26 protein-coding genes and 1 tRNA gene are annotated in these 24942 nt (G+C 46.8%); 21 read left to right on the top strand and 6 right to left on the bottom strand.

The features are described 5' to 3' along the window. Positions 1 to 42 precede the first annotated feature (42 nt). The 15 genes from I8748_RS31760 to I8748_RS31690 all read left to right on the top strand — a co-directional run bounded on the left by I8748_RS31760 (position 43) and on the right by I8748_RS31690 (position 13960). Complete coding sequence (locus I8748_RS31760; RefSeq protein ID WP_198128454.1) at positions 43 to 420, top strand: hypothetical protein; 378 nt, start codon at positions 43 to 45, stop codon at positions 418 to 420. After that, a complete protein-coding gene (locus tag I8748_RS31755) occupies positions 420 to 851 on the top strand; it encodes a hypothetical protein (RefSeq protein ID WP_198128453.1) in 432 nt (143 codons plus the stop codon). The genes I8748_RS31760 and I8748_RS31755 overlap by 1 nt, the downstream gene beginning before the upstream one ends. Next, positions 851 to 1291 (top strand): gp436 family protein, encoded by a 441-nt coding sequence (locus tag I8748_RS31750; protein ID WP_198128452.1) that lies wholly within the window; start codon positions 851 to 853, stop codon positions 1289 to 1291. The genes I8748_RS31755 and I8748_RS31750 overlap by 1 nt, the downstream gene beginning before the upstream one ends. Then, positions 1291 to 1902, top strand: coding sequence for a Gp37 family protein (locus I8748_RS31745; RefSeq protein ID WP_198128451.1), 612 nt, complete (start codon positions 1291 to 1293; stop codon positions 1900 to 1902). The genes I8748_RS31750 and I8748_RS31745 overlap by 1 nt, the downstream gene beginning before the upstream one ends. 32 nt (positions 1903 to 1934) lie before the next feature. After that, positions 1935 to 3410 (top strand): phage tail sheath subtilisin-like domain-containing protein, encoded by a 1476-nt coding sequence (locus I8748_RS31740; RefSeq protein ID WP_198128450.1) that lies wholly within the window; start codon positions 1935 to 1937, stop codon positions 3408 to 3410. Further along, on the top strand, positions 3411 to 3851 hold the full coding sequence (locus I8748_RS31735; protein ID WP_198128449.1) for a hypothetical protein: 441 nt from the start codon (positions 3411 to 3413) through the stop codon (positions 3849 to 3851). Then, the gene (locus I8748_RS31730) at positions 3851 to 4471 is read left to right on the top strand and encodes a hypothetical protein (RefSeq protein ID WP_198128448.1); all 621 of its coding nucleotides are present in this window, start codon (positions 3851 to 3853) and stop codon (positions 4469 to 4471) included. The genes I8748_RS31735 and I8748_RS31730 overlap by 1 nt, the downstream gene beginning before the upstream one ends. 146 nt (positions 4472 to 4617) lie before the next feature. Next, positions 4618 to 6855 carry a hypothetical protein gene (locus I8748_RS31725; RefSeq protein ID WP_198128447.1) on the top strand — a complete coding sequence of 746 codons (2238 nt, stop codon included), beginning with the start codon at positions 4618 to 4620 and terminating at the stop codon, positions 6853 to 6855. A 98-nt stretch (positions 6856 to 6953) separates the two neighbouring features. Next, entirely contained in the window at positions 6954 to 7430 is a 477-nt protein-coding gene (locus I8748_RS31720; protein WP_225896607.1) for a hypothetical protein, read from the top strand. Then, complete coding sequence (locus I8748_RS31715) at positions 7430 to 8272, top strand: CIS tube protein (protein WP_198128446.1); 843 nt, start codon at positions 7430 to 7432, stop codon at positions 8270 to 8272. Before I8748_RS31720 ends, I8748_RS31715 begins: the two co-directional genes overlap by 1 nt. Before the next feature lie 144 nt (positions 8273 to 8416). Further along, on the top strand, positions 8417 to 8833 hold the full coding sequence (locus I8748_RS31710) for a hypothetical protein (RefSeq protein WP_198128445.1): 417 nt from the start codon (positions 8417 to 8419) through the stop codon (positions 8831 to 8833). Next, positions 8830 to 11622: a peptidoglycan DD-metalloendopeptidase family protein gene (locus tag I8748_RS36175; protein ID WP_198128444.1), complete on the top strand. Its 2793-nt coding sequence runs from the start codon at positions 8830 to 8832 to the stop codon at positions 11620 to 11622. Before I8748_RS31710 ends, I8748_RS36175 begins: the two co-directional genes overlap by 4 nt. Positions 11623 to 11808: 186 nt before the next feature. Next, a complete protein-coding gene (locus tag I8748_RS31700; RefSeq protein ID WP_198128443.1) occupies positions 11809 to 12663 on the top strand; it encodes a hypothetical protein in 855 nt (284 codons plus the stop codon). 37 nt (positions 12664 to 12700) lie between these two features. Next, entirely contained in the window at positions 12701 to 13489 is a 789-nt protein-coding gene (locus I8748_RS31695; RefSeq protein ID WP_198128442.1) for a phage baseplate assembly protein V, read from the top strand. Positions 13490 to 13612: 123 nt separating this feature from the next. Continuing rightward, a complete protein-coding gene (locus I8748_RS31690; protein ID WP_198128441.1) occupies positions 13613 to 13960 on the top strand; it encodes a GPW/gp25 family protein in 348 nt (115 codons plus the stop codon). Here the strand turns inward: I8748_RS31690 and I8748_RS31685 are convergent. Together I8748_RS31685 and I8748_RS31680 are read right to left on the bottom strand one after the other, a co-directional pair. Then, positions 13961 to 14026, bottom strand: a tRNA-OTHER gene (locus I8748_RS31685). It lies immediately after the preceding gene. Between the two features lie 142 nt (positions 14027 to 14168). After that, entirely contained in the window at positions 14169 to 14405 is a 237-nt protein-coding gene (locus I8748_RS31680) for a hypothetical protein (RefSeq protein ID WP_198128440.1), read from the bottom strand. A gap of 61 nt (positions 14406 to 14466) precedes the next feature. Here I8748_RS31680 and I8748_RS31675 point away from each other — a divergent pair, with 61 nt between their 5' ends. The 6 genes from I8748_RS31675 (at position 14467) to I8748_RS31650 (ending at position 20085) form a co-directional block, all read left to right on the top strand. Continuing rightward, positions 14467 to 15657, top strand: coding sequence for a baseplate J/gp47 family protein (locus I8748_RS31675; RefSeq protein ID WP_198128439.1), 1191 nt, complete (start codon positions 14467 to 14469; stop codon positions 15655 to 15657). Next, positions 15657 to 16286, top strand: coding sequence for a phage tail protein (locus tag I8748_RS31670; RefSeq protein WP_198128438.1), 630 nt, complete (start codon positions 15657 to 15659; stop codon positions 16284 to 16286). Before I8748_RS31675 ends, I8748_RS31670 begins: the two co-directional genes overlap by 1 nt. A gap of 86 nt (positions 16287 to 16372) precedes the next feature. Further along, complete coding sequence (locus I8748_RS31665) at positions 16373 to 16651, top strand: HU family DNA-binding protein (protein WP_198128437.1); 279 nt, start codon at positions 16373 to 16375, stop codon at positions 16649 to 16651. Positions 16652 to 16826: 175 nt separating this feature from the next. Then, the gene (locus I8748_RS31660) at positions 16827 to 18260 is read left to right on the top strand and encodes a phage tail protein (protein WP_198128436.1); all 1434 of its coding nucleotides are present in this window, start codon (positions 16827 to 16829) and stop codon (positions 18258 to 18260) included. Continuing rightward, a complete protein-coding gene (locus I8748_RS31655) occupies positions 18261 to 19580 on the top strand; it encodes an autotransporter outer membrane beta-barrel domain-containing protein (RefSeq protein WP_198128435.1) in 1320 nt (439 codons plus the stop codon). A 1-nt stretch (position 19581) separates the two neighbouring features. Further along, positions 19582 to 20085, top strand: coding sequence for a hypothetical protein (locus I8748_RS31650; RefSeq protein WP_198128434.1), 504 nt, complete (start codon positions 19582 to 19584; stop codon positions 20083 to 20085). On the opposite strand, the gene I8748_RS35500 is transcribed toward I8748_RS31650, so the two are convergent. Genes I8748_RS35500 through I8748_RS31630 form a run of 4 tightly spaced genes read right to left on the bottom strand, consistent with a single transcriptional unit; the run spans position 20042 to position 24899 of the window. Then, entirely contained in the window at positions 20042 to 23737 is a 3696-nt protein-coding gene (locus tag I8748_RS35500; protein WP_225896606.1) for a DNA cytosine methyltransferase, read from the bottom strand. The genes I8748_RS31650 and I8748_RS35500 overlap by 44 nt on opposite strands. Further along, positions 23734 to 24231 carry a hypothetical protein gene (locus I8748_RS31640; protein ID WP_198128433.1) on the bottom strand — a complete coding sequence of 166 codons (498 nt, stop codon included), beginning with the start codon at positions 24229 to 24231 and terminating at the stop codon, positions 23734 to 23736. Before I8748_RS31640 ends, I8748_RS35500 begins: the two co-directional genes overlap by 4 nt. Further along, positions 24228 to 24608, bottom strand: a complete 381-nt coding sequence (locus tag I8748_RS31635; RefSeq protein ID WP_198128432.1) for a hypothetical protein — start codon at positions 24606 to 24608, stop codon at positions 24228 to 24230. Before I8748_RS31635 ends, I8748_RS31640 begins: the two co-directional genes overlap by 4 nt. Positions 24609 to 24620: 12 nt before the next feature. Then, a complete protein-coding gene (locus tag I8748_RS31630) occupies positions 24621 to 24899 on the bottom strand; it encodes a hypothetical protein (protein ID WP_198128431.1) in 279 nt (92 codons plus the stop codon). Positions 24900 to 24942 lie beyond the last annotated feature (43 nt).

Genomic DNA, 24942 nt, shown 5'->3' with positions numbered 1-24942 from the left:
TTGTTATGAGTCAATGGTCAAAAGTCAAAAGTCGATACAACAATGGCAACAATTATCCTCAGACCCGAAAAAAGTTTCCCGCCACGCAACGGCCCAGTTTGCTTTGACACTCTTACCCTAAGACCCGGCAGTAATCTCAACGTGTCAGACGAGGCAACAGAACAACTGCGATCACACCCCGACTTCCCCCAGTACGAACGCTGGGGAGCAATTGAGATTATCTCCCCTAAAGCTGAGATTAACCCTAATGCCCCCCAACCCTCAGAGCTATCAACCATGAACGTGGACGAGGCAGAAAAAGTAATTGAAAATTGCCCCGATATCGCCAAGCTCGAAACTTGGCTTGCTTCGGAGTCTCGCGTTACCGTTCGCCGTGCCATCAATCGCCGCATCACTGCAATCAAGGGAGGTAATGAGTAGTGGCTGTTAAACAAAAAATAGGTGTTGAGTTGATTAACGCTAACATCAACCTCACACATAATATCAGTGTCCAGTGTCCGCTCAACTCACTGTGCGTAGATCAGCCTTTCTTCGTGGCGGATGGTGCTTACTTGGTAACTGGCATTTCCTACGTACACTCGACTGCGGGGAGTGACGCTTCTGCTGTAAACCTGCAAATTACCAAAGATACTGGCACTCAAGCCCCTGGTGCGGGAACCGACCTATTAACCAACAACACCAATGCTGGCTTTGACTGCAAAGGCACTGCTAACACGGTACAGGTTGGGGCACTCGTTGCAACCGAGGCAACCCGGACTTTGGCTAGTGGCGATCGCTTGTCTCTCGACTTTGCAGGTACGGTGACTGCCTTGGCTGGTGTCGTGGTTACGGTTTCCTTGAGGCGGGTGTAATGTCTTACGCCACCGTCGCGGATATGGTTGCAGCTTTTAGCGAACAGGAAATCTTGGAACTGAGCAATATCGATTATCCCGATGCCACTACAATCAACGAAGATGTGGTAAATCGGGCAATTGGAGATGCCCAAGCGCAACTCGATTCTTACCTAGCAACGCGCTACAAAGTACCTCTGGTGGTTATACCACCAGTGATTCGCAACTACACCTGCGATGTAGCGCGGTATCTACTCGATAAGGATAAGCCCAGAGAGGAAGTAACCAGGCGGCGGGATTTAGTTTTCTATTACCTCAAGGACTTGGCAGCAGGTAAGGCATCGCTGCCAGGTATTGTCGATGGGACTGACGGCAGTACAACCGATGCCGGGAATGGGGATGTGGCGCTATTTAAGAGTCCTGGGCGAACTTGGACAGCTTCTAGTTTGAGGGATTGGTGATGTTGGCTGAAGCTGAAGCGGCGATAGTTAAGCGAGTTGAGGCGATTCTTGCACCTTTTGAGGTAAATATCGCTCCTTTCCCAGGCGAAAGTGATCAGCAGCCCAAGCCAGGGCGTAAGGGAATGATTCTCATAGGTTACAAGCGTAGTCGCTTTAGAATTACCTCTATGCAGCCTGTGACTTGCGAAGTTATTGCTGAATTTGAGCTATCTTTGCAATTACGAGACTTGCGTACTCATAGAGGTGCGTATCCTTTGCTTGATGCAGTTCGCTATGCTGTCACTGGTTTGATTCCCCTCAAAGGGCCACTTTCTAAGTGCTATCCAGTCCAGGAAGGATTTATAAAAACTGATGATGGCATTTGGTATTACACTCTGGTCGTGGCAGTGGCGATGATGCAAATTGAGGGACAAAAACAACCCTACACCGCTGCCGATGTTGATTATCTAGAGCGTGATCCATCCGAAGGAGTGCGACCTTACGCGCCCGTGGATGAGAATGGCAATCCTATTCCAATTCAACTTAGGACAACCATTAGGCGATCGCGTGCTGACGACCTGAGCGATAACGTAATAGATCGCGAATTTACAATTACCGAAGATGAACAATAGGGGAACTCTACGCGCAGTTATGCATACTGCCCATGCCCCAAACGCTTAACATAAATCAATTAACAGCGCCCGGCACATATGTCTATGAAGATACAGCTGGCATAATCCCAGCAGACATTGCCTCATTCAACCGCGCCTATATAATTGGCACCGGCACAACCGGGGCTTACAACACGCCGACGCAAGTCACTAGTCCTGACGATTTCGCTACTAAGTTTGGCTCTAGTCCTAGCCTTAACTCAGTCAAATTATTTTTTAATAACCTATCAAACGGCATTCTATTCTTTGTCCGCGCTGCAAGTAAACAAGTTGCCACAATTACTGTTGGCACTCCAACTGCTGGCGCTTATTCACTCACTATTAATGGCACGGCAATCAGCTACACAGCTGGTGCATCACCAACTTTGCAATCGATTGTAGATGGCTTGATTGCGGCGATTAACGCTAATGTCACCGTCAGCCCTGTGGTAACGGCAGGCGACGACACTAGTGGCAATAGTACTTTTCTTGTTACCTCTGATAATGTTGGGATAGCCTTTACAGTCACTTCCCCCACAGCCCCAGGCGGGTCAACGCTCACGGTCACGGTTGACACCTACGCTACATTAGCGGATGAATTTGTCTATGCCATTCAAAATAGCTTCGACCCAGACCTGCACGAGCAAGGTATTCTGATTTGCCCAGAAGCTTTTTCAGGACTCAGCAACCAAAGTGATCGCACCTCAGTAGCCACGGCGATGGAAAACCTCTGTGCTACAGAAGGCTTTGATTGGGCGGCATTCGTCGATTCTGGCCCATCGGGAACCATCAACACCTCAGCACTGGCACAAACCGAATCCGCCAATTACACCACAGCACGGGGACATCTGGCTTACTTTTTCCCCTATGTAATTGATTTGCTTGACAATACAGTGCCGCCATCTGCGGGTGTGGCTGCGATCGCGCTTCGCCGCTACAGAATCGAAGGATTCCAGCAACCACCAGCCGGAACCAAATACCCAATGCGTGGCGTTAAGGGTGTGACAGTAACGGTCAAGAAGTCCGAACAGGCTGTAGTCAATCCAAACGGTGTCAACTGCATTCGCAATTTGCCTGGACAAGGAGTTGTAGTGTATGGTTCAAGGACGCGATCGGCTAGTCCTTACTACAGATTCGTTAATACTCGCATCATCTTCTCAGTTTTCAATCGCACCATTCAACAAACCCTCGACAACGGCGGCATTATTTTCTCGGCAGTGGATGGGCAAGGTGTGCTATTTACCAGAATTCGAGAAACGATTGAAGCCATAGCCTACAGATTTTGGGAAGGTGGCGCATTCTTCGGAGCGCAACCCAAGGATGCTTTTGTGGTGATATGTGACAGAAGCATTAATCCTGCTATTGATCTGGAGGATGGGGTAGTGAGATCCGAAGTGTACGCGGCTCCAGTACCGACCTTAGAACGGATGCTGGTTGGCTCCTACAGAACACCAATTGATCAAGTACGACAAGCAGCAGGAGTGGCGTAAATGGCAGGAGGAACGGCTAATCCAATTACCCAACAACAATATCTAGTAACCATCAAGGGCATTGATAGTTACTGGGAAAAGTTTTCAGGTATCAAAGACAAAGCAGATACTACTGATTACAGCGATGGACTCAGCAACCGCAAATACAAGCTTGTGGGGCCAAGAGAATTAGACGAGATGGATTTAGAAAAAGCTTTTGATCCAGTTGCGGATAAACCCATCATCGATTTTTGGAGAAATTATTGCGATGGCAATAAGGAAGCTATCACCATCTCAGTCACGCCGGTGACTTACTGCCCAGAAGTGGAGCCAATCGGCCCATCGCTGATTATTTACAAAGCCCGTCCCACCGCGTTGGAGGGTTTTGAGGTAGATAAAACTAAAAATGATATTTCAATGCTGAAACTGACTTTTATCGGTGATGATTGGGAGTACGCATAATGGGTAGAATTCAACGCACTCCAACAAATGAACAGCAAGCTACCAAAGAATTTTTAGAATACGCAAAACAAGCGCAGGAACAAATAGTCGAAGCACAAGCACAAAAAACCAAGATCATCCTTAGCGATGGCACGATTACTGTATTTCGCCCCGTGATTTTAGAGGATGTACGCAGTCTTGCTAAAGCTGGCAATCTCAATCCTATTGAGGTGGCAGGGCGATTGATAGTGAGAAATTGCATTTCTTGGGGAGACAAGCCAGGGATTGCTCTACCGCAGTTACGGAATGTAGATGTTGAAGATGTCGAGCTTATCTCTCAAGCTCTTTCGCCATCCAATACGCCAGAGTTTACCGAACTGAGCGATCGCTCAAAATCTCTTTTTCTTGGTAGTGGAATTGAGGTGATTTTCCGCCGACCCAACTATGGTGATGTGGAAGCTATCAGCAAGTGCAAGGGTGGAGAATTAGAATCACAAATCGCTTTAGCGCTACGCCTTTGTACCAAGTGGGGCGATCGCGATTCTGTAGAAGAATCAATTCTTAACCAAATTAATACAGGTGATTGGCAGGGGGTTGCGAATCTAATCAAATCCTTTCGCTCTAAACCCGAAAACGATTAACGAAGAGAGTTTTTTAAGAATTGTCTACCACCTTAACGGTAAATCATTTCAGGGATTGGAAGAATACAAGCGCATCCCCTTGGACACTCTCAAATTGATGGCAGATATCCACCTAGAAGCTGTGGAGGCTGAAAAGAAAGCTTGGAATGGCAAGTAACCTAGTCCAATTGATTATCAGCGCTCGTGACCAAGCATCAAACGTGTTTGGGCGCATCACTTCGGCATTGGGAGGATTGGGACGCAGTGCTAACAACGCTTCTGGCGGTACGCAAAGCCTTACAAGTGCGATTACTTCAGGCATCATCCAAGCCAATCTCTTGGGGCAAGCATTGCAATTGGCGGGCAATGCTGCTGCTTTCATGGGGGGAAAGTTTGAAGAAGCTAAAAAAATTCAGTTAGACACGGTATCGGCTGCTGGAACTTTTGCAGCCTTGACAGGCGAATCATACAAAGAGTCCGAAAAGTTTGTTGTTAGTTTTGGCGCTGAATTATCCAAAATCGCCGGGGCGCTACCAGGGGCAACTGCTGATTATCAGCGGGTGGCCAATAGCATCATGGATAACGTGATTCCGGCTTTCAAGGATGCAAACGGGGTACTCAACAAGGGTGAATTCCAAAAGAACTTAACCGACATCACCAAGCAAATGACACTGCTTGGTATTTCGTCGGGGACGGATGCGGGTGCAGTGGGTATGTTCACGGCACGTCTGCTTGATGGTAATATTGCCAGTGCCAAAAACTTGCTATTTGCCGACAACAACCCCGCATTTATCAACCTCCTAGAACAGGAGATGAAAAAGCGCGGCAAGACGCTCAATGATATGAAAAATATTTCTGCCAAAGAGCGAATTGAGGTTGTCAAAGCGGTATCAGGTAAACTTGTTACCAAAGATGTAATTGATGCTGCCAGCAACACAGTGGATGGCTTGATAGCAGGGATTGAATCAAGTTTGTTCGACCCCACTTCTGGCGTATTTGGTTTATTACGGGATTTGTCAGTCGGTGAAGGTCAACAAAATGTAATGACTGCTGTAGCTGGTGGCATCAAAGCAATGCAAGCCTTTTTTGATGCAGGAGCTAGCATTCTTCAAGCTTTGGGAGTGCCTAGTGTTGATCCAATGCTCGTACTTTATAACGGCATCAACACCGTTACTGGCTGGATAAATAAAGCGGCGGGATTTGCCGGTTCCCTCGCCAGCCTTGCCAAAGGTGCAGGTGGAGGAATAGCCGGAGCAAGTGCAATTATTTCTAATATCTTCAATCCCGATTTTATTATTGGAAGTTTTCAAAAATTAATTAATTCAATTCAAGGCTTTATTAAGCCAGATATTTTAGTTAATAGTTTTCAATCCCTAATGGGAGGGGTGCAAAAATTTTTTAATCCCAGTGCGATACTCAATGGTTTTGAAAAATTATTAAGTGGTATTAATAATTGGATTAGCCAGTTTTTCTCATGGCTTGCTGACTCTTCGCTCAAAGTTTTATCCAGCGGTGGTGGCGCTATTGGCTTTGGCGTGATGGGAGCCAAGCTTGGGATATTTAGTGGACAATTGGTAGGTAAATTAATCCAAGGAATTATCAATCTACCTTGGGGCGATATCCTCATATCCATCGGCAATATCGCCCTTGGTGTTGTCCCCTTTGTTGTTGGCTTGGTTGGCGGCTTCCGTGCCACCGTTGTTTTAGAAATTGGCAGGGGATTATTAAGTATTGGCGGCAAGCTATTGGAGGGATTGGGTCTTGTTTGGGAGGCGGCAGTCTACACTACTCAAGAGTGGTTGAGTTCTTTCCTTGGCGGCTGGGGTGAAGTGGGGGGTTTTGCTATTAGTTCAGTGCAAAACTTTTTCACCTCTTTGGGAAGTGCGATCGCTGACATGTGGAATCAGTTATTGTCAGCGATAAAATCAGCAATCGGTAACCTCTTAAACCAAGCTCAAAGTATTATTTCGGCTCCATTTAACGCCGCTAGTAATTTCGTAAATAATCCAATTGGCACTGCTCAAAGTGCTTTTACAAGTGTTGGGCAAACTGCTGTAAATATCGGACAAAACATTGGCTCTAGTGTTGGTAGCTTGCTTGGTTTCTATAAAGGCCATATCCCTACAGCAAGCGATGGATTATTAGGGGCATTGGCAACAGAATCGCGCAATATGCCGTCTGGAGCAAGTCCAGTAATTGCCAATTCAAGCGAATTCATCCTTACCCCAGCCCAAATGCAGAGATTAATGCAGGGCAGTGCAGCGGTGGGAGCCTCTGCCAAAAGCACCGTACTGGCTCCGGTGATTAATGTGTATGGGGTAAATGATCCTGTAGCGATCGCGCGCCTTGCCCTGGAGCAATTAGAAATCATGTACGCTGCTCAAGTGCAAGGGCAATTGGCTTAAGTTGGGCATTGGGAATTGGGAATTGGGAATTGGATTTTACCATTACCCATTACCTATTACCCATTCAGTGAGGAATCCTAACCTAAAAAGGTAAAGCCATGTCTTTAAAACAACCATTCCTATTCTTCACAATGCAACTCGACGAAACACCAGAACTGAACCGTGGGCGCTTGTTTTTGTGCGACTATGAGCAGGGGATAATCGGCAGGTGGGTTGCTACTTCTGCTACGGGAGCAAAGCAAGGTGTGAAAGATTGGAGTGTGCGCGGTGGGGTATTGCCGCCAACTTATGAATTGAGTAGTCCGCTACCTTTCTACAGCGTCGCCACCAAGCCAGTTGACCTTACAAATGTCAAGGGTGTTGAGGGCAATGGCTATCCCATAACACCATTCGCAGTCACGACAAAGGATGGAACCGAGCGCTCTGATTTACTAATCCATCGTGATGCCAACGTCCCTGGCTCGATGGGGTGCATAGTGTTGGGGGATGGTGAGTTTGCAGATTTTGAAAAAGTTTTTAAAGAGCAATGTAGCCATATTGATTCAATCAAGTTGCTTGTAGGCTACACCTACTAATGTTTAATCAACGGGCTTACGCATCTTTGAGTGATGCCTCAAGAGAGTCCAAAGGAATTGAAGCGGTATTGCTGGAATATGATATTTCTGGCAATACCGCCAAACCCTTATGGTTATTTTTGGTCAACCCTCAATCACTCAGGTTTAGTCGGGAAGCCAAGTACACCGAGATTTCACCTCTGGCATCGCAGCGAAGCGAGATTCAATACAACGCCACCACAGGGCAAACGCTCTCGATTCCTGACCTCGTGCTGCAAACTTGGTATTGTGGCAAGTCACTGCGGCCACTGATTGAGGGGATAAATTTGCTACTAGAAGCCAATATCAAAAATAAAAAGTATTCGCCTCCAATCTTAAAATTCCAGTGGGGAACGCGAGAGTTTGGCCCCTGCGTACTGACTAATATTCAATGGGAAGAATCAGCTTGGCTAGGTGGCGAACCCGCCAGCGTGAAGCTAGGACTGGAACTCAAGGAAGTACCCAAAGCGATTAGCCGAGGGGAGATTGAGCAGCAAAAAACTAAAAATTTAGAAGCCGCCAAAACAACACGCGAGAAACAAGGTAAGCCCCGGTTGCCACTGACTGATAGACAGCGTGCTGATGCGTCTGCTGCTGCAAAGAAATATCTTGAAACCAATATTAAGCAGTGGGCTGCTGACGTTCAATCGGCGATTAGAGGTAATAAGTACAAACTCTCGACCGATGCCAATACTGGTGCTGTATCCATGATTGGCATCGGGGGAAAGACTATTGGTAAAGTCCTTGTCTGGGACGGATTTGCAGCCAAAACCGGACAAGGAGTAACCACAATTCCATTAGTGACTAGTGGCAAAGCACCTTGAATGTGAAGTAATGTATCTGGCGGAATCCGCCAGATAGAAGGCAGAGGAGCAGGGGAGATGAGGGAGATGTGAAAATAACAACTGACTCAGCACTCCCAACCGCTGACAACTGACAACTGACCACTGACCATTGACCATTGACAAATGCAAACCAAAACCGGAGACACAATAGCCAGCCTCGCATCCCAAATCTTCAACGGCGATGTGACCCGTTTCACCGAACTGCTTGACCTCAACCCAGATATTGACGTGTTTGGTGATTTGGTAGAAGGACTAGATTTGGAAATTCCCGACACTTCCCAAATCCTCAACTACGCCAAGCCCGTACTATCACAGATTGGTGAAACTCTGGACACTGCAACCAGTACGCTCACTACCCTACAAACGCAGTTACCTGGGAACTTACAAGGGTACACGGCGGACGCACTGAAGTTGCTGGGTGATGTGAATGGAGTGTTGGGGGATGTGGAAACGACGCTCAACAAAACAGAGGAACAGATTTCAAGTTACGACGGCAAACCCGTGCAACTGGTGAAGTGGTTATTGGGAGGTCAGGCGTGAAACTCATCGCCCCCTTTTGTCGCTGCCGAATTGGTGAAAGTGTTTTTGAAAGCGGCGATCGCTTTCTCTTAGAAGTAAGCGTGGAACTTGGGGAGAGTGAAAAGAGTAGCCGTTGCAGTTTCAGCATCTATGATTCCGGACTAGTAATCGGTGGTAAATTCCAACAAATATCGCTGGCTAATGGTGGCATCGTCGTACCACCCGAACTGCTAGGGAGCAACAAACAACAAACCGCCACGCCCACAACCGCGACATCAACCACTTCAGATTTAGCCCTGCCTACCTCCACAGGCGGTGCGGCAATCCTGACTCGCCCCACTGGTCGCGCTAAAGCAGCGCAAAGTGATTACTACAATCGCGTTTGGTCAACGATGTCCATCCGTCCAGATCGCGCTGGGATAGTAAAAGAAGCGGCACAGCAGGCGATCGCCAACCAATCAAGATACCAGTCAATATCTGCAAAAACTGGCGTACCTTGGCACGTTGTCGCCGCAATCCATTACCGCGAATGTTCCTATAATTTCAGCCAAAATATTGCCAACGGCGACCCCCTCACTCGTCGCACAACCAACGTACCAGCCGGGCGCATCCCCGGCGTTGCTCCCCCGTACACTTTTGAACAAGCAGCGATTGATGCGCTCACCTCTGACAATCGCTTCAAAGGCGTAAACTGGGGCAACATTCCTGACTTGTGCTGGTTTCTAGAAAGTTACAACGGGCTGGGATATCTCAGCAAAGGGCGACCGTCGCCATACTTGCTGGCCAGTTCTCAGCACTATGATTCTGGCTTGTATGTGGCAGACGGCAGGTATAGCGCCTCAACTGTTGATAGGCGCTCTGGTACTTTGCCTATCATCTGGAGCATCCTGAACTCGAAAAGGACGATGGCTCCTGAGACGCAGCCGCAACCACCTCAAGCCCAGATGCAAGCTGTCACCCCGCCAGTGGAAACCAGCATCAAAGGGACTGAAATAATTATTGAGCTAGGATTTGAACCGGATCAGCTTGTCGCTTATCACTTCATTCATGTCGGGACAGATTCAACCAAAGGCGAAAAGGATGTCACAACCTTTACAGGGCAATCAATTCGCTGGCTGATGACGCGGCGAACTGAAAATAAATCCTTTGAAAATATCACCCTGCGACAGCTGGCGGAAATTGTCACACGCCAACACAACCTCAAGTTAGAGATGGAGGGCAACGGGCCAACCTATCAATTTCTTGACCAGACTGGTATTACTGCCTATGAGTTGCTACTGCGGCAGTGTCGCTCCATTGGTTACACGCTCAAGGAAGATAAAAATAAGCTCATTCTCAAGCCCAGTGGTAGACCAGAATATACGGGGATTGTGATTGATTGGGGCGATGTACTGGATTTGCGATTTAGCGATAAAGCTCGTAGCGATCGCGCCTCAACTTCTGGCAGTTCCGCTACTTCTCCCCCCACCCCACAAGCCCAATCCAAGACCGTGATTGATAGGCAATCAGGGAAAGTCGAGCAGCAAAAAGCTGAAGATAAAGCGGGAACAGGCAAAGCTCCCAGTGGCGTGACTGGTGCAGCTGCGCCTCCTGTCGCGGGGAATGTGAAATCCAAACCCTCAACTACCACCGCCGACAACACACCCACCGAATCACCAAAAAAAACTGAACCGACCCAAACCGCTACCAAAACTCAGAAAAACCCCAACGGTACAACTACAATCATCACCACCAAAACCGATAAAACCATTGAGCGTGGCAAGATTACAACGATAGTGGAAACAACTTCAGTTACGGGTGGAACGACGATTAAAAAGGTAGTGACAACAACCGAAACCACCACAGGTACGACGATTGATACTGAAGATATCGCCGCCAACGGCGTGATTACCAAATCCACTACCAGTAACAATAAAGTTTCCAAAGCAGCGTTGGCTAGCCTCACTTTGAAAGCAGACGCACCGCCACCGCAGCCCGTGACTGCCAACCCTGGAAAATCCACAGATGATGCAGGAATGCCACGCCAAGCGATTGGGGCGATTGATTTGGCGGATGGGAGAGCGGAAGGGGAAGCGATCGCAGATGAAGCCAAACGCATCAAGGGATATGAGTCAGAGGCGACCGTTGTCACTACACCTGAATATTTGCTCGTGGTTCCCGGTCAAATTATTGGTATTTCCGGCGAACTAGTACCAGAGCCATTCAATCGGGAATGGCGAGTCAGTAGCGTGTCGCACAAATTCCCTGGCGGCCTAACGCAGTTGCAGTTTTACACGCCACAAGCTGCGCCTGCGACAAATGCCGCACCTGTAGCGAGTACGGCGGGAACTACTGCGACGACTCCTGTCGCTGCGCCTGGAAAGTTTATTTTTCCTGTTCCCAAGGGGGCGAGCAGTATAGGCGATGGGTACGGAAAAAGAGCGGGTCGCCCTGCTTCTTACCGACACAAAATCTTGGATGTCGCTGCACCTCTTGGGACTTCTGTTGTAGCGATGGCAGATGGTGTTGTGACACGGGTTGCGCTTCGTAATGGCGATGCTGGCAACATGGTTACGATTCAGTATGGGGGCGGCTATGAATCGACGTATATGCACCTCATGGACGGTGGAATTTTGGTGCAGCAAGAACAGCAGGTAAAACAAGGTCAAACTGTGGCGAAGATTGGATCGACTGGACGCAGCTCAGGGAATCATCTGCATTTGAGGTTTTTACTTAATAGCAATGTATGTCTTTTATCTCAAATCGGGATTGATGTACTAAAACTTGGCTTACCTGTACAGCGTTTCAACCCCGACTGCAATAAATACTAAAGTATCGTATTTTTAAACCTTCTAGAATCTGCGTTTGCTTTCTTGTTGTACCATCCCCTCCCCTTGGCGATCATGTCGGCGACGTTATCTGCCTGTGTACTATTTAATTAAATAAAATATTAAACAATATTTGACAAATTTATATTGCATATTGTAGTTGTTAATTAGCAATTAATAGTTGATTTTATGACGGAGCATAAATTATTTAAACATCCTAACGGGATGTGGAAATGCGCGGTTTGTGATTGGCAGTGGAGTAGCAAGCCAAGAACGGAATGCCCTGGCGTAACTCGCTATGATTGGGGCTGCCATCCTGGTAATTTAAAAGACTTAGTTAACCTACACAAGCAAAACCTAAAACCAAAGAAAGATGCAAGTCCTAGCGGCGGAATTTACTCTATGAAACGTAGTTATTGGACTTGGCTTTACGATGTCAAAGACTGCGAACTTCATAACCCAAAACTGCCACCTATCGTGCAGTGGGATAATTTGGGTGAACTCAAAACCGTTGGGCAATTAAAAAAAATCAACCTCGTACCAAGCGAAGAAACCAAGCCTCGTGCAGTCGCTTGGGTGTGGGATAAAGATGAAGAATGGGGCGTGTGGATTCCTCTTTATCATGAAGATGATTGTAAGTGGGAAGCTCGTGACAACTGGATAACTAAAACTCAATTGAAAGAAAAATATTTGCTTTCGGACGGATGGATTAAAAAAATAGGTGAGCCTGATAAATTATTGGATAATCCCCATTACAGGAACGCATCACGGATTAAACTTTATAGCCGTAAGAGAATTGAAAAATTCTTGGCAGATAACGCTGAACAATATGCCAAATGGCTTGATGAGCGCGATAAATACATCGCTATATTTGAAGCTAACAAAGATAAGATATTCGCAAAACGTAATCTTGTTAAAGAACAAACCAAGATGTGTTTAAAATGCGCTTCTGGCTGTTCTCTGGGCAAAGGCTTCTTTTGTGTGATTCATCCTATGGGATTACTTGATATGCCATGTCATGATTATCAAGAAAAAATTGATTAGCTCGAATAAGTGCGATCGCGCTGGGAAGCCTAGCCTCATGTCCCAATTTCTTGCTACCCTCGCTGAACTTAATCGCCTTAAAGCCCAACTCGCCGAACTCCCAAACCGAGTTTATGGGCTGCAAATCGGCATCGTCACCGACAATGCCGACCCATTAAACCAGCGCCGCATTAAGGTGTCACCCCAATCAAAAGCCGGTTTATCGGCATCTGATTGGCTATCGCACTGCAATCCAGCGCCAGCAATGGACGCGCCTATCCCTGCGGTTGGGTCAACTGTTTATTTCCAGTTTCTTGACGGTGATCCTCACGACGGTGTGTGGCTTGGCGTCACCCACAACGACACCAACCCCCCTGACCCCACGCAATCTGACCCTGTGCGGGATTGTGCTGTGGAAGTGCAAGGAAATGATCGCCGCACAGTCATCGGCTCTAGTACGCACCAAACTGTAGGCGACAGGGTAGACGAAACCGACCAAAACCATGTGGTGAAGGTCGAGCAAACCTACGCTGTAACTACTTCTGTTGGTGAAATCAACTTAGAAGCCAGCAACAACCGAGTGACCATCACAGGACTAACCGAGGTGCGACTAGAAGATGGAAGCGGTGGTTATGTAGTCATGGCTGGTGGAAAGTTACGCTTTGGCAACGCTGCTGGGCAAGAGTGGGAATTAGGGGGAGCGTCGGGAACTAGTTGGACTTGGAACGCGGCGGGGGCTAGTATTTCTGTGATCAACGCTAGTGATTTCACTATCAACGGTAAAAGCGTGATCGTGGTAGGCGCGACCGACTCAAGAGGCGATGTCAATAACACTCGCGGGTATTAATAAGGTAGAACCTTCTAACCATAAAAGTATTTTTTGTACAAGGTTTGTGATGACTGGCTTAGTGGCCTCGGAAACTGTTGAGCCAGTTTTTACTAATGACAAATGACAAATGCCCAATGACTAATGACTAAACTTCGCGGACTCGCCTACCCACTGCAAGTATTCAACGGCTCCCTGAAACTGAGTGAAGATTACGACACAATTCGAGACGCGATCTTTGGCGTTTTAGAAACACGCCCAGGCGAGCGCGTCATGAAACAACAATTCGGTTGTCCTGACTTTATTTTTGATGCTGTTGCCCAACCGCAAGTAGTGCTATCCCGCATCCAAGTGGCGTTGGAAGAGCAAATCCCCGATATTGAGTTTACGGTAACAGGTGACATTCAAGAAGATGGCGGTTTTGCTGTGCGCGTTGAGTGGAGTATTGGGGAAGTGTCGCAGCCGCCAATAAGCTTAATATTAAAATCGTAAGGTCGGAGGCGGGATTTGAACCCACGTCCCGGTCGTCACCGGATGTTACCGCTACACTACTCCGTCAAGATGCGGCTAACCCCAGATCATGGAATTGCCGCTTTAACTGCTCTTAGGGCTTACACATATCGCCTAAGCTACAGAAGGGCGCGATCGCCTGTTCGCACTTATTTAATAAAGTGAGCGTCGCAGTTTAATCATACACAATTTAATCTGCATCTTTGCTATACCAAAGATTACCGCTCCAACGGTATCCCTTGGATTCCAGCCATTGATACAGTTTTTCGCGCCGCATTCTATCAGCTTCTAGGGTTGCTTCCACTGCAAAATAAAGATTTGGATTTCTTAATGTTTTGATTTGCGCGTAAGTCAAAATAGCCGCCTTGGCTTTTTTAGTCAGTGGCTGTCGCGGGATTGGGACAATTTTCCTAGTCTTTTTAAGCATAATCCATACATCTATCTGGCGGAATCCGCCAGATAGAACCGTGGGGAAATCTGAAAGTATTATGGCAAACCCCACCCGCTTTACCCCCCTACAACCCGAATCGCTCTACCCAGCAGACCCCAAGCTGATCCTCCAGGCAATGCAGGATAGGTGCTACACAGCAAGCGATCGCACCCTCAATGACTTCAGTGCAGCCAGTCCCATTACGGCACTGTATGAGGGGCATCTCTTTGCCATACTAGAACTTTTGTACTATGCCAATAAGTTACCATCCTCAATGGCAGTGGAATTTTTAAAAATTGCTGGCATTCAAAGGCGATTGGGGAAAGCCGCACAGGTAAGCCTGACTTTCACTCTCTCTGCGCCACTAGGCAGCGCTTTTTACTTGAGCGCTGGATACATGGTGAGTGATGTTTCCAATACCTACAATTTCACAACTGACGAAGACCTAATAATTCCGGCGGGGTCAATTGCTGGCGTGGTGACGGCGACGGCTGAAAACTTGGGAAGAAATTACAATCTGCCTGCCTACACCATCAAGAATTTGAGTGAGTCGCGAGCATTTTTGCAATCTGTGATCAACACAGAACCCGCATCTGGCGGAATCGACGAAGAAACCGAGGACGAAGCAAGAGCTAGAGGATTTGTGGCACTGCGACGGCGGGGACTGACGAGCGCCGACGATTACGAGCAGGAAACAAAGTTATTACTGGGTGAGGGGAGCGTAACCAAGGCGGTAGGGCTACTGGCAGCTGATAAAGTCAGTTACGAAAAGGGAGCAGTCCATGTATTTGGACTTAACCCCGATGGAACGGAACTCAACCAAGCTCAAATCAACGATTTGCAATCAGCCTTGAGAAATTCTAATAAAGCCCCAATTGGTGTACTGGTATATGTTTCCAGCATTGAGCTTGTGCCATTGGAAGTGTATGCGATCGCATCCTTGCTTCCTGGGAGTAATCCAGAAGCGATCGCGCTCACTATCTACCAGCGATTACAAGAGTATTTGCAACCAGGAAATTTATCCTTGGGCGAAACCATTAATCTCAAAGAATTAGAGTTTCAGGTGAAACTGGCAGGGGTGGATTTAGTGCAATCAGTAAGCACCCACACCGACCAAGATATAAGCTACGCAGATATTCAATTGCCAAATAGTTACAGCGCGGCTTATCTATTCGACCTAACAATTGACTTAGTACTGGGCAGTGAAAACTTCACTTACAGTTACGGGGAAGGGGGGGACTTAGACTAATGCCAAGCGCTTGGGAACAGGGAAGACCAATATATAAGCGGCTCCCCATCGCTGAAGAAAAGTATCAAGTTGCCGACGATGACCTAGAATTAGACCCTGTGGCGGATTGGCTAACCGTAGGCGTGGACGAGAACTTAATGGCGGTCAAGTCAGCAATCGGCAACTTTTATGTTGATTACCTTGATTCACTGACCGCGAAATCGCAAAACCTAGATTGGCTAGGACAGCTTTGTGGTTTCACTGGCGAATATTGGGAAACTACCTGGACGGACGAGCAAAAGCGCAGTCTCATCACCAACGCCTATACCTTTATTTGGGAATGCAAGGGTTCACGCGCCGTACTGGAATATTTGCTCCAAACTTTTAATATCCAAGGCAAGCTCTACCTACTGGGCGAATTCCTCGCAGGGCGCAACGTAGCGGGGGATGCGTTAGGAGGCGAACCACTTGAATACTTCTTGCTACTGCCACTCTCGTATTTGCGAACTTCTTATCAGTGGCGATTGGCGGTTAAGTTCAATAGACTTTATGGGCCGGTGTACGTCAAGTCAACCGTGTGCTTTTCACAATTCCATGCCGGATTCTCAATCGCTGGCGATCCAGTTTTTGATACTTCGGTAGCGTTTTAAGTGGGGCGGGCGAGTCGCCCGCCCCACAAATTGATGTCAGACAAGACTCCTGGTTATAATTCATACCAAACTTATGAGGAATTGGTATGAACAAAGCTGAATTAGTAGACGCGATCGCCACTAAAGCGAACGTCACCAAAAAAGAGGCAGACGCGGTTTTAACTGCCACGATTGAAACAATTATGGAAACTGTTTCTAGTGGTGACAAGGTAACGCTTGTGGGGTTTGGCTCATTCGAGAGGCGCGATCGGAAAGAACGCGAAGGACGCAACCCCAAAACCAATGAAAAGATGGTCATCCCCGCAACCACAGTACCCGCATTCTCGGCGGGTAAGCAGTTTAAAGAATCGGTCATTAGTCATTAGTCATTAGTTATTGGGCATAGGGCATAGGGCATTGGGAATGGATAGCTTGTTATTCTCCCCCATCTCCCCACTCCCTACTCCCTACTCCCTACTCCCTACTCCCTACTCCCTACTCCCTACTCCCTACTCCCTACTCCCTACTCCCCCAACTCCCCTCATGGGGAATTCTACCCCCATGACGCAGATAACAGGAAAATTCGTAGATTCGGGCGGGGTGGCTTTTGACGGCGATTTGACGCTGACCCTTGATGCGCCATTGATCGATATTGGGACAACGCCCGACTCGATCTATACCCTTTCGCCTCATACTTTTACTTTTAGTTCTGGCACGCTAAGCGGCGTGAACGTTGTGGAATCTGCTACTAGCAACGTCACTTACCACTTGGTCGTCAATAAATATACTTCTAAAACCACATACTGGCTGGCAGATGGCACACAATACGACGGGCCAGTTGTTGTTGATGCCGGACTAACCTACACAGGCACGTTTTACGATGCGGCAACCTCTCAGAGATTGGGGATAATCACTGGGAATGATGTAAGCGTAGTGATGGACTTCCACGCAATTATTCCCAATGTCGCCTCGGTTGAATTTGCCGACCTTATCCCTACACGCATTTCTACAGACTCATTACCTAGGACAGTAAGAGCGATCGCCGAACTACTCACATCTGACCCTGATTTTGTAGAAGCACTACGCGGGGGCCCACGATTTAGAGGGGCGTATGCAGCAGCAACCTATTACCAGCGCGACGACGCTGTGACTTATGGTGGTAGTTCTTGGGTGTACATCAACTCTGATCCCGCGGCAGGACAAACGCCTTCAACCCTCAATACAACCTACTGGCAGATCCTTGCCCAAAAAGGCGACCCTGGCGGAACTGGGGGCAATGATACAGCCTATGACGCAACAGGCTGGAATGGCGCAATCGACGCGCCATCAAGAAACGCAGTGCGCGATATTATCGAAACTTTAGCAAGAATCTCTCAACTTGCTAATTACGCCATTCTAGATAGCCCAGCTTTCATCAATAATCCCACTTGCCCTCTTCAGTTATCCAACAGCAACAATACTCGCATTGCTAATACTGCTTATGTAGATAGTGCGATCGCCGCAATTGGCGTTGTGCCGATTGGTGGGACGATCGCCTGGATTACTAATTCAGCACCCAGTAAATGGCTAATCTGCGATGGTAGGGCGATATCGCGCACTACCTACGCTGCGCTGTATGCCGTGGTTGGCGCAATCTTTGGCTCTGGCGATGGCTCAACCACTTTTAATTTGCCTGATTTACGGGGTAGAGTCCCGGTAGGCGCCGACAGTTCAACCCTACAAGGAGCCGCTAGCAGAATTACTGCTAGCAATACATTAGGAGCAAGCGCTGGTGCCCAAACCCACACGCTAATCACTAATGAAATACCACCGCACGCGCACCCCAAATCTGTCTCTGGTGGGGTAGCGGACGGCAGCAGCAAAAGTGCGATGACCGACATTGTTGGTACTACCGCCGGAGCCAATGTCGTCACCGCCAATACGGGAGGCGGGGCGGCTCACAACAATTTGCAGCCTTATTTAATAATCAATTGGATTATCTATGCAGGGGTATAAATGACTAAAACGGTTTTTGTAAATGGTTCTCCTGTTACGGCAGATTTTTTAAATTCAATAAATAACCCTGTTTTTGACGGGCAAGATTTCGATGGTCATTGTCCTTTGATTACCAATAGCGACCTCAGCAGTGCCGCAGGGCAAATAAAACCAGAATGGGAAGCTTTTAGAGATACCTTAAAAGTCATTGCAACGTCAGGGCTGACAATTGGCTATACCGGAGGTGCAGTGCGATTACAAGATGGCAGTTTTGTTGCTATTAATCCCGGAAATCTTGTGCTAGCTGATAACTCTATCAGCTATGTATACATCAATGAATCAGGAGTAATTGTCCAATCCACAACTTATCCCCTTAGAGCATTAATGCTCGCGCAAATTTTTACAGTTTCAGGAAATATTTCTGGCAGCATAATTGATTTGCGTCCCAGATACCAGGTGCAACCGCTTTTTAATGCCGTAAAAATTTTCGGAGGATCTGGAGATGAAGGAAATTATAGCCTTAGTGGTACTGATACTCTTTCGCAAGGTGAGTATTTCTTTAAAAGCTTCACAATTAATGCTGGAGCGGTTTTGACAATAGATAAGCTCGCTTACATTCGAGTCTCTGGAGATGTCGCGATCAACGGCACTATAAATATCGCCACTGCTACTGCTGGAGGTGGCAGTTTTGCTACAACTTTACCTAGTGGCAACCTTGGGGGTAATTCTGGTGCTGGGCCCGGCGCAGGGATAGGCAACCTGACCAATGGCTCGGCTTACAGCTACTTATTAGCCCCACATGGATCTGGTGGGGCAAGCGGCTTTGTCAGTATTTCACCTGGAGGGAATGCCACTATTGCCGCTGGTGGTAGGGGTGGCGGCGGACTGATTATTGATTGTGGAGGCAAGATCACAATCAATGGAACAATCACCGCCTTAGGGGGGAATGCCGGCGCAGGAGTTCTTAATTCTGGAAGCGCCAACATTAGCGGTGGTGGTGGTGGTAGTGGAGGACTTATCTTATTAAGATCCTTGCGGCAAGTTGTTGTATCTGCCACTGCTGTTTTGAGCGTCAAAGGCGGTAACGGTAGCAACGGTATCGTCGGTAATGGCGCTGGCGGACATGGTGGTGGTGGCGGAGTAGTGGGGATTGTATCTCCCTCCATCAATACGTCTGGCAGCACCATTTTGCTGAATGGCGGAACTATGGGAACTACTAGCGGCGACGGCTCTACAGGAGGTGGTGCTGGTGGCAGCTTCGGTGGGTTGGGGGGCTTATTTCCCAGCATCGCCGCCCAAAGCGGTCAACTGATTTTGAGACAATTTTTGCCAATAGGTTAATATGTTTTTGATTTACGATAATGCCATCGTCGGCACTGCCACTCAAGCTGAAAATCTGCCAGAGGGATTTATCGCCTTAGAAGGGCCAAATCTGCCGATTGAGGAAGTTTATCTTGATGGCAGCGATATTAAAGCCAAGCCGCCAAAGCCATCTGAGGCGCATTATTGGGATGGCGAACTTTTAGAGTGGAAAATTTTCCACCACGATGTAACGAGTTTTCCTGATTGGGATAAGCTTATTTCCTTGCTGCACAATTCCCCAGAATGGGCTAGGGCTTACGCCGCAGCTGAACGGACGCTAAAAGCCAATACAGCCTACACCACCCTCCTTACCACCCTCAGCAGTTTTCGCAGGCTTGAAAATTTGGAATTCGCGATCGCTAAACTTCGAGAAGCAATGAGCGGTATTGCTGGTATTGGCGATTTTACAAGTGAGGAAATCACCAGCATCAATCAAAAGCTCACTGATTGCGGCTTTGATCTACAATTAAGCGAAGCACTCTAATTTTTGCCTCGCTTTTATCCAGTCCCAAGTCTAAAAACTGGCGATAGATAATCAGTTCTTCTACTAGTTCATCGATACGAGATTGCTCAGAAGCGATCGCGCTCTTCGCTGATTTGATGGCTTCTCTTGAAGTTTTTGAATCTTGTATACGCCAATTGTGGTCAAAAATGTGCTTTTGGCATAGCTGAATTTGCAATTCAATTGGTGGTGGTTGTTGAAGTGATTTGAATAATTGGGCTGCGAATTTTGGTGGCACTGAATAGCCAATAATGCTGCCAGATGTGGCGGTATCTGGAGGGAATTGATACCAGCTGGGAAACCCCTGCCAGCGTGCAGCCGCTTTGATGGGCACTGATTTTACAGTGCCGTCGGGAAGCCAAATATCAGCGAATTTATTGCGATTCGCTCCTTTGCCGTCTGTGAATACGCTGCGTAGCAGCGTATTGCAAGGTATGTGTGCGGGTTTGACCTTGTACTTTCCCCTCCCCCCTGTTCGGTCAATTAGCAATGGTGTGGGTTCGTTGTTGGCTAAAAATTCTTCAAGCGCTTTTATTTGCCCTGTCACCAGTTCTGAATCAGCCATACCAGGAATGAGATCCGCCACAACCTCATACCAACCTACAGGCTGCGGGGCTGGTGGTAATGGTGGAAGCCAATCTTTAGCGGCTACCACAACAAAGCGCTCTCTGGCTTGGCAATCAAGAAGCCGTAAAAATTCAGCACGCCACAAATAGCCCTCTTCTTCAAGCGCCTGAGCAATGATCTTAAAGCTTTGTGAATCGCGGTAACGCCGCACATTCTCTAAAGTGAATATTTTCGGCGCAAGAGCGCGAATCGCCCCAACTACAGCTGATGCCATTGCGATATCTTCATTTGTTTCAATTGCGTCTTTCCCCTTGGCATTCGAGAAGTTGCTGCACATAGGTGAAGCGTGCAGAAAATCGGGATTTTTAGGGAAATTAGCAAACCCCAATAAAGATACTTCCTGAACAGTTTGGCGAATCAGCTTACAGCCATATTCGCTGAAATTTTTCTCGTGGCAGTCTGCGATCGCGCTGCTCAACTTCGGCTTTTTCGGATCAAATTCCACAGCAATAGCCGGACGGATACCAGCTTCAACCATACCCGCTTCAATGCCACCGCCACCAGCAAAAAGCACCACTGCGATGGGTGCATCTGGCGACAAGACTGGCTTTGGTGTATTTTGAATTTTCTCAGGTACTTGAAGCTTTGATAACGATAATGGTGTCCACTTGTTCCAGGCTTCGCTGAATTCTTCTGTTGTAGCAAAGTCTGTTAAATCAGGCGGTTCGTCACATAATGTTGTGCTGTATTTCCCATTCTCTTTAGCTATAAAGCCTAGATTAACCCCTAGCTTTAGCGCATCTTGAGCTAAAGATTTCTCACATCCGTAGTGATCAATGATTTCTTTTTCTGTAGCTGATTTATTGTATTTAGCAAGATATTTTATAAAAGATTTTAAAACACACCAGCTATCCTCTAAGAAATTCACCACAACGCGAGGATTGAGGTATATTTTTTTGATTTGGGGGTTAACTTGAAACTGCAATTCACCCCAAAAAATCACATCATTTTCGTATTTGCAAAGCACCCCAGCGCTTGACCACTCTTGTGGTGAATCCCAAGGGTGAAGAGGAGCATTATCAGGATCTAGCCTCAAGTCTTCGGGTGGAAAGTGCAGGTAAAATTCATCATTTACCCAGCAGCAAATATGATTTTCAGCTTTGATTTCGTGAATCTTGGCTGACTTGCCTTCGTGCTTGCCTTTCGTGATTAAGACGCGATCGCCCACCTTGAATTTTGCATCCGTTAATATGTAAAAATTTTCATCTTGGTTATCGGCAATATCAATTTTGGAGAGATCTGGAGGCGCTTGATACAATGGCGAATCTCGTAGCGTCGCCATCTCAGTTTTTACCCAAGCTAAATTGTGTCTCCAGTAAGGGAATATTGCTCCAGCACGAATATGATCTGTCCACAGAGCATTACCAATAGGCGATCGCCCATCCGTACTAAGTTCAATGCCGTATTGATCGCACAACCATAGTAAAGGTTGTAATGGAGGTAAAGGTTGCTTGTCCCTTGGCTTATACCAAGTCACACCAAAAATATGTATTTTCTTAATGTCGGCACGAGCAATTACTGGAATAACCAAATTAATGGTTTTCCAAAAAGTTTCCAGATATGAAGACTGGCGACCCAAAATACACCACCCACCCAAGCCGACCACATCACCGGGGCGACAGTATTGAAGCACCCCTTCAACACATCTAAGATACTGTTGTTCATCTACCCCCTGGCAGCTCTGAACAAGGGTGTAATCCTGTAGTAGATGGCGCTGACCGTCTAAGTATTTAGCGGCTTCAATAGTTTCGGCTACTGCTAACTCGCCTTCTTGGACAGTCCACCGCCTTTTTACACGTTTACCGTTAATATGTTTTTCGTCTATTAAACGGTCATACGACACGAACCAAACATCTTTGAATTTTGGCAGTGCAGCGATCGCTCTCAGTTGTCTTGAGAGCGATTTTTTGGGCGTGACCCTAGCGTTTGCTATAACCTCTGGAAATGCACCGGAATCAAAAAGAGCTGTAGATTCTGCAAAATTGAGGTTTTTGCAATCTGGTAAAACCTCCCGGATTTTACCTTTATCAGCCCTTATTCCACATAATTGAATGTCGCCAGCAATGTTATTAATTTCGGATTCCCTAATACCTTGTTGATTGATGAATGAATAAGTGTTCGCTTGTGCGTTTACAAAGCAACGAAGGTCTGGGCTTAGAGATGATGCGCGAAGCCCATAGGCTTCACACAAATACTCAATTAGGTAAGAGCGAAATCGGGGTGTAATTTCTCTGCCCTGCTCCTCAATTAGACTATCAGCAATAGTTTCAATATCAATGTGAGGAGTGGGGACTGGGGACTGAGGAGCATTAGCTGCGCATGAATTACATTCTTGCTCCCAGATATCTAAAGCTAATACATGAGAATATTCCTCTTCCTCTTCATCCTCCAACGTTTCCATCCATTCATCCCAGGCTCTTTTGAAGTCATCAAAATTAGAGAAATTTTTAGGCAGTGGAATAGCTTGTCTGTGGGATGGAACATGCTCACATCCAACCTCTGCATCTGGCTCCAAAAACTTGCTGTATCCGGCTTCTTGCAATTCCCTGTAACTCCAAGTGTCCCAATGCCCACTATCGCGCCTAAAGGTAATCTCATTGTTTTCATGAATCATAACAGTAGCAAAGTGTGTATGTATTCCTTTGCTATCTGTGGAATGGTGAATAAGGCGATCGCCAGGTTTTAACTGGCTATAATCTGTTGAAATCTCGGTTCGCTTGAGATTTCGCTTTTCCAGCTTTGTGAAAAACTTTTCGCAAGCGGTATTTTCTAGAATTTCCACAACCATCAATAACTGACATGGGACTATAAACTCTTTGCCTTCCCACACACCAATTGCTGCTCTCTCTCCCTTCCATTCGTCCCAGCGCTTGAATTTATAGCAATAAGGCATGTCTTTTTCTTTAATCCAGTCGCCAGGGGCAAGAATGGCGATATCTTCATCGGTAGCAGGACGAGCCACGCCATTAAATACTTTTCCTTGGTTAAGAGCAGTTAACTCGGTCATTCATCCTCCTCTGTTTCCCATGCGTCCGAGCCAATTACATCCCAGGATTCAATTTTGTATTCGTTGATATCTGGGTCAAAGGAAACATCAAACTCATAAATTAATTCCTCTTTTACCGTGTCTTCGATGTTGTAAAAAAAGTCAGCATCTATCCAAAATGTTTGCGAGAACTCTTCTGTTTCTCTAATTTCAGTGCCTTGAATAGCAACTGAATGACACCAACGACCATCATCGAATCTTTGTCCGGACAAACCTTTCAACCATTCATGAGCAATTGATGCAAATTCATTTGCCCAAGCCGGACATTGATCTGCTACTTTGCAAAATGGCTGCTGAATTTCTTCTAAATCCTCGCTATTGATTTCAATAGCATTCAGTACTTGATCGCGGATTGACTTTTCAGGATGTCCACATTCACCAGTGTAGAAATAAAGGTGGTGATCGGCTTCTTGCCTGAAATCTCCCCAAGTGCAATTCAAGCAAGATTTGGTCATGGTGTTGCCTCCACTACCTCACACTTGAGAGGCTCTTGACACAAAATTGTCAGCCAAGACACTTGCTCAATCCAAATTTCATCCTCGTCTCGACACAGAAAATCAGAATCAATCAATTCATCATAAAGACCACCAAATGGATAACAGCAATCGGTTTCTTTGGCAAAGCGATCGCCCAACGCCACACAAGTTAAGCAAGTTGCAAAAACTTGCCAATCTCCATCCCAGCAACCACGAATGTATTTGTAAATCGTGCCTACACCTATAGGATGACTGCATTCACAACAGACAAGGGATTTATCTGCTACTACTTCTTTGTCGTCGTAGAGATATTCCCCTTCTTCATCGTCATAGTCGGGCATTTCGCAGTCACACATACAATTTTCTCCTTATGCAATAAGCCCTTCCATTGCCGAAGGGTATGTTTCACCAATCTTTCTTAAATCTGCATCAAACTCTAACCAGCGGATAATTTCTTCTAGTCGAAGACGGTCGGCGTAGAGCTTTTGGTGAGTAATATCACGCTCGATTTCTAGCACATAAGCAAGTTCTTTATCGCCTTCAATTAGAGCCAACTTGTGCCTATCATGAAGCTTGTCAACTATCGCTTCTACTTGTGCTTGGTATTGCCACATCACGCACAAACGTAAATACCGATATTCATTCATTATGAATTTTATAAATACATTAAAATTTTTACAGGTTAGTTTA

The sequence above is a fragment of the Amazonocrinis nigriterrae CENA67 genome, assembly GCF_016056305.1.
In the GTDB taxonomy this organism is placed as follows: domain Bacteria; phylum Cyanobacteriota; class Cyanobacteriia; order Cyanobacteriales; family Nostocaceae; genus Amazonocrinis; species Amazonocrinis nigriterrae.
Note: the sequence above shows the minus strand (reverse complement) of the source record. Positions and strands in the feature narration are given on the sequence as shown.